A 4,932-nucleotide genomic window follows, 5' to 3' on the forward strand; every position below is an offset into this window, starting at 1 on the left:
TTTATAAGCCCCATCCTCCGTATCATCCGTAAAAGTAAGGTGTTCAGCTTCTCTGCAGTGTTGAAACTATAAGACTTGCCTGATGTCTCGCTCTTGTAGATAATGTTCTCTTCGGCAAGCTCCTTCAGTCCGCGTCCCACAGTGTCGGCACCGGGTAATAGCGTATCAGATATCTGCTTGAACTGCCCTATAAGCGCATTGATATCCTCAAGGCAACCCCCACCGCAAAGATAACTGAAGAAGAGAGAGCCGAAAATACTTCCATGGCTGAATGCTTGCCGCTACTTCCACGTTTGCCCAATACAGATTCGGTAAGTTTTTCAAAGCCCAACTTTGAGAAAACGTCCAGGATATGATAAATTCCACCGTAAGAAGTGATATTCTCGTTTTTAATTGCTACCTTTGTCATGTCAAATTTTTGCTTACTTGTTATGTTAGCAGCACCAAGATAGGTGAAATTTCTGACATATCCAAGTGTTTTGAGAACTTTGTTTCTCAGGCACTTGGAGTTCTCACAAAAATTTATGCTGCGAAATTAAGGTATTATAAAAATATTTAGCTAAATTCGTATCATCATTAGAAACCTAAACAGAACGAAATGCAAGAAAGTAAATATCTGATAGCCAACTTTCGTGATACACAGTGGGGACTGACGGTTTCTACGGTTGGCTACGAACATATCATTCCGGGAGAGGATTATCCTACTCACGGGCATGCAGACGGCTATTACTTCAAAGTAGAACGAGGACGCATTCTCAACGAATATCAGTTATTATACATCACAGCCGGCGAGGGCGTGTTCAAGTCTTCGTCGGTAGAGGAGCGAAGAATTAAGGCCGGCGACTTCTTCTTGCTGTTCCCCGGAGAATGGCATACGTACCATCCCTCCAAAAACATTGGATGGCAAAGCTACTGGATAGGATTCAAAGGCGAGAATATGGATGCACGCGTAAAAAACGGCTTCCTCTCCCCTACCAAGCCCGTCTATCACGTGGGCTACATGGACCGTCTGGAAGATTTGTATCACTATGCGCTCGACACGGCTCAAGAAGAAGCCGTTCACACGCAAAGGACACTGGCCGGCGTGGTCAATTTGCTCATCGGCATGATGTATAGCTTGGAGCGCAACATAGAACTCGGCAAGAACCAAGAGCATGTCAACATGGTCAACCGAGCCCGCAAGCGCATCAGAGAAGCACTGGAAGAAAATCTCACCATACAGCAGATAGCGACAGACATGGGCGTGAGCTATAGTAATTTCCGTAAACTGTTCAAAGAGTTTACAGGCGTCTCCCCTGCCCTCTACCAGCAAGAACTGCGCCTGCAACGAGCCAAGGAACTACTTTCTACGACAAATTTGAGCGTCAAACAGATTGCCTACAAACTATGTTTTGACTCTCCGGATTACTTCTCTGCAAAATTTAAAGCAAAAATAAATCTGAGACCTAGTGAGTTTAGAGAGCAGACGAAATAACCAAAGTTCGGCGAAATCAAGATAGCACGGGATTTTGATTTCGGAACATGACGCATCATTCTGCCACATCGACAAAACCTCTAAGCGGATGGAAAGCAGACATTGTCAGCTGACATAATGCCCAACCAAATGGAAAATAGACTCTGTCACATGGACAAAACTTTCAAGTAAATAGAAAACAAGCTTTGTCACATTAATAGAATCTTTAAGCAAATGAAAAGTAGACTTTGTCAGTTGACATAACGTCCAAACGACTCAGTCGGGCGTTTTGTCGGCCCGATATGACATTTTTCGACAACACTTAAACAAAAGAAATAGTCGGACCGATATAACTAGTCCGACTATTTTTATGAGAAACATCTCTATCCCCTAAAAACTCCTAAGCCACGCCTTGAGGGCCATCATCATCTCTGCATGGTAGCGAAAACCCACCTTACAGCCCCAACCATGACCACCGCTGGGGAATACATGCAAAGAGCTACGAACACCGTTCTTGTTAAGCGCGAGATAGTAGTTCACCCCATTAGCCGACGGAACAACATCATCGTCGTCGCTAAGCACAATAAATGCCCGTGGTGTGGTATGGCTCACATTCATATCGGCACTATATTTACGCTGATCGGACTCACTGGGAAGATTGCCCAAAAGATGGTTCTTCCGTTAAATGGATAGATTTGTACAATAATTAACTTTTACGGGTAAACAGATCCGTCACCTAATAAGGCAACAACAGAAAATATAACTAACTAAAAATGAGGATAGTAGAAATGGTGAGAAATGATATTAAAAATTCATCCTTACTAAAAACAAAATTCCTCATCTACGCATTTAACGGAAGAACCCAAAAGATGGTGTAAACTGCCCGCATGACCATATCCTTCCATCATAGAGATAACCGGATAGAACAAAATCTGGAAATTAGGTTTTGCCCCGTCGGGCGCAGTCGTAGCAATCGTAGCGGCAAGATGCCCCCCGGCAGAAGAGCCCATAATCCCCACATCATTGCTATTGATTTTCCAAGCCTCCGCATGCCGGCGCACAAGTTTCAAGGCATTCTCTGCATCCGAAATGGGAACATTGGGGTTACCGCGCGGAAAACGATACTTCAAGACTACGGCAGCAATCCCCTGACTTTGGAAAAATTCTCCCCAATCGTAACCTTCATGCCCGATGGCGAGCCCTACATAGCCTCCTCCAGGACAAATCACTACGGCACGGCCTGTTGCCATCTTCTCTTCTGGAAGATATACACGCACCTTCGCAGTATCGTTAGCGTCGCTGCTAACATACGTAGGACGTCCATCATAAAGTTTCAAATCGAAAGTACGCTGAGCACTGGTCGGAATAATCGCCAATGCCAAGCCAAACATCATAAAGAGCTTGTGTAGTTTCATATTCTGTTTTATTCTAATGGAGCACATTCCTCTGCCAGACAAATTTATAGTCTTTTCATCTTCGAAGAAAGAACTCTGATTGTTAGATTATTTATATGCAAAGATAACAAAATAGTTTGACTTTCATAGACTTACCCTTCATTTTTTCGTATATCTATTACTGGAAATCACAAGAATGAGGATGAATAAAAAAACTCTCCCGACTTCCCTGCCACCGCAATCCAGAAATATAGAAAACTCAACTACACAAAAGTACCTCACTGCAAAGCCATTGCAGCATTGCCGACTCGCCCATGCAGCATCGCTATCAAGCCCAATTTGCAACATATACCACTAAGTTTGGTAAGATGCGGGAGTGAGTAAAAGATTCTCTACTTCGCTTGTTCGCATTATTTGCGCACCACAAACATTGGTGCAAAATCAGACAACCATACAACAAAAAGATAAAAGAGGAAAACCATCAAGATTACAAAAAGATCATAGCACAATCCTAATTAAAAAATTATTCACCATAATAGGGCATAAACAAAAAGGAATTACAACAACCATTGTAATTCCCTTAATCAATCTTTGTAGCGGGGGTGGAACCCGAACCCACGACCTCCGGATTATGAATCATATTTGGGGATATTTCAGGAAATAGCAATACATTGCAATACACTGATAATTAGTTAGTTATTTATTTTGTAGATTTCTTGAAATTCCGTAAATTTGCACAGAATTGAGGTCAGAAAGTTCACCAAAAGTTCACCGATTTTATGCTCTAACCCTTATAAACAGTAGACTTTTCTATGGAGAAGAATTTCAGAAAGTTCACCGATGAGGTGTTTTTTTGTCAAATAAACAGTATCGAGACCGTGGAGAGACCACTTTTAGCAAGTTCGTTTCTTCTAACGGAAGCGTTACAGGTACACTCATGCTGGATCCTCGTAGAGCCAACGGTGACGAGGAACAAGAGTTTCCTGTTGCTATCAGAATTCAATACAATGGCAAGAAGGTTTATCTGCGTATTGGCAAGACATATAAACTTGAAGAATGGAGAGTGCTGTGCGAGCTCGAACGTCAAGGGAGAAACAAGAATGCCACAGAAAGAAAAGAGCTGCGTACCCGTATCTCCAAAGTTGAGGATATGGTCAATGCACTTGTTGATAACGGCATCTTCACTCTGAAAAGACTTCAAGAACGTTTCAGTGGGATTACACCCGAAGAGAGAACCATCTATTCTGTTTGGGATAAATACATCGCTGACAGAAAAATAGATAAACTGGGAACGGCTCGTACCAACATCGATGTGAAACGAAGATTTGTAAAACAGATGGGAACCAATGTTTCTTTCGGTGACATTGATAGAGCTTTTATCCTGAAATGGACTAAGGCGATGAAGAAGTATGGATTGAATGCCACAACTATCGGTATCAGCTTACGCACATTCAGAGCTATTATCAAAGTATGTATAGATGAAGGGCTCATCAAGGGTGATACCAAAGAAATGTTTAAGGATACTGGCTACAACAAGTCCAATAGCCGAAAGCATGAATTCTTAGATGTAGCAACAATGCGCCAACTTTATGACTTCTGGGAGAAGAAAGAAGCCAGAGACGAAAAAGGAAAAGAACTATTCTACTCCCATGAGAAAGAAACTGTGTTCCGTGATTTGGGATTGTTCCTTTTCATGTATCTTGGCGATGGACAGAACTTGGCAGACACACTTCGCCTTGAATATGATGAATGGTATTTCTCTACACATGGCAAACAACTTCGTTTCTACCGTCAGAAAACACACGATAGAAACGAGAGTGCAAGTGAGGTGATATTTCCTATCACACAAGAGCTAAAGAAAATAATCGAGGAATATGGCAATGAACCGGAATTGGGAAAACGTGTATTCCCTATCCTGCCAACACTCATCATGCCCGACAAGGAACTTTGGGTAATCCAGAGATACAACAAGTACCCGTTGGCGGAATTAATTTAGTGCGTATTTAATTCTTCCGAGGGGTTTGTTATTAATAAAGTTGACATATTGTAATATGGTCAGCGCACTAATTTTCCCGATTATTCGGG

At 42.2% G+C, this 4,932-nt stretch carries 3 protein-coding genes and 2 pseudogenes; 2 read left to right on the forward strand and 3 right to left on the reverse strand.

Annotated elements, in window-relative coordinates:
- Nucleotides 1–409 (reverse strand): annotated as a pseudogene (locus HMPREF0670_RS17515) (IS1380 family transposase); the annotation flags it as partial.
- 189 nt (nucleotides 410–598) lie between these two features.
- On the opposite strand from HMPREF0670_RS17515, the gene HMPREF0670_RS02850 reads away from it, so the two are divergent.
- Entirely contained in the window at nucleotides 599–1,474 is an 876-nt protein-coding gene (locus tag HMPREF0670_RS02850) for an AraC family transcriptional regulator (RefSeq protein ID WP_004372349.1), read from the forward strand.
- A gap of 369 nt (nucleotides 1,475–1,843) precedes the next feature.
- Here the strand turns inward: HMPREF0670_RS02850 and HMPREF0670_RS02855 are convergent, their stop codons facing one another.
- Both HMPREF0670_RS02855 and HMPREF0670_RS02860 read right to left on the reverse strand, forming a co-directional pair.
- Nucleotides 1,844–2,119, reverse strand: a complete 276-nt coding sequence (locus HMPREF0670_RS02855; protein WP_410524373.1) for an alpha/beta hydrolase — start codon at nucleotides 2,117–2,119, stop codon at nucleotides 1,844–1,846.
- Nucleotides 2,120–2,286: 167 nt separating this feature from the next.
- A pseudogene (locus HMPREF0670_RS02860) lies at nucleotides 2,287–2,868 on the reverse strand (alpha/beta hydrolase); the annotation flags it as partial.
- 916 nt (nucleotides 2,869–3,784) lie between these two features.
- Here HMPREF0670_RS02860 and HMPREF0670_RS02865 point away from each other — a divergent pair.
- The gene (locus HMPREF0670_RS02865; RefSeq protein ID WP_316928769.1) at nucleotides 3,785–4,843 is read left to right on the forward strand and encodes a phage integrase SAM-like domain-containing protein; all 1,059 of its coding nucleotides are present in this window, start codon (nucleotides 3,785–3,787) and stop codon (nucleotides 4,841–4,843) included.
- The last annotated feature ends 89 nt before the right edge of the window (nucleotides 4,844–4,932 follow it).

This window comes from Prevotella sp. oral taxon 317 str. F0108, assembly GCF_000162415.1.
GTDB lineage: Bacteria > Bacteroidota > Bacteroidia > Bacteroidales > Bacteroidaceae > Prevotella > Prevotella conceptionensis.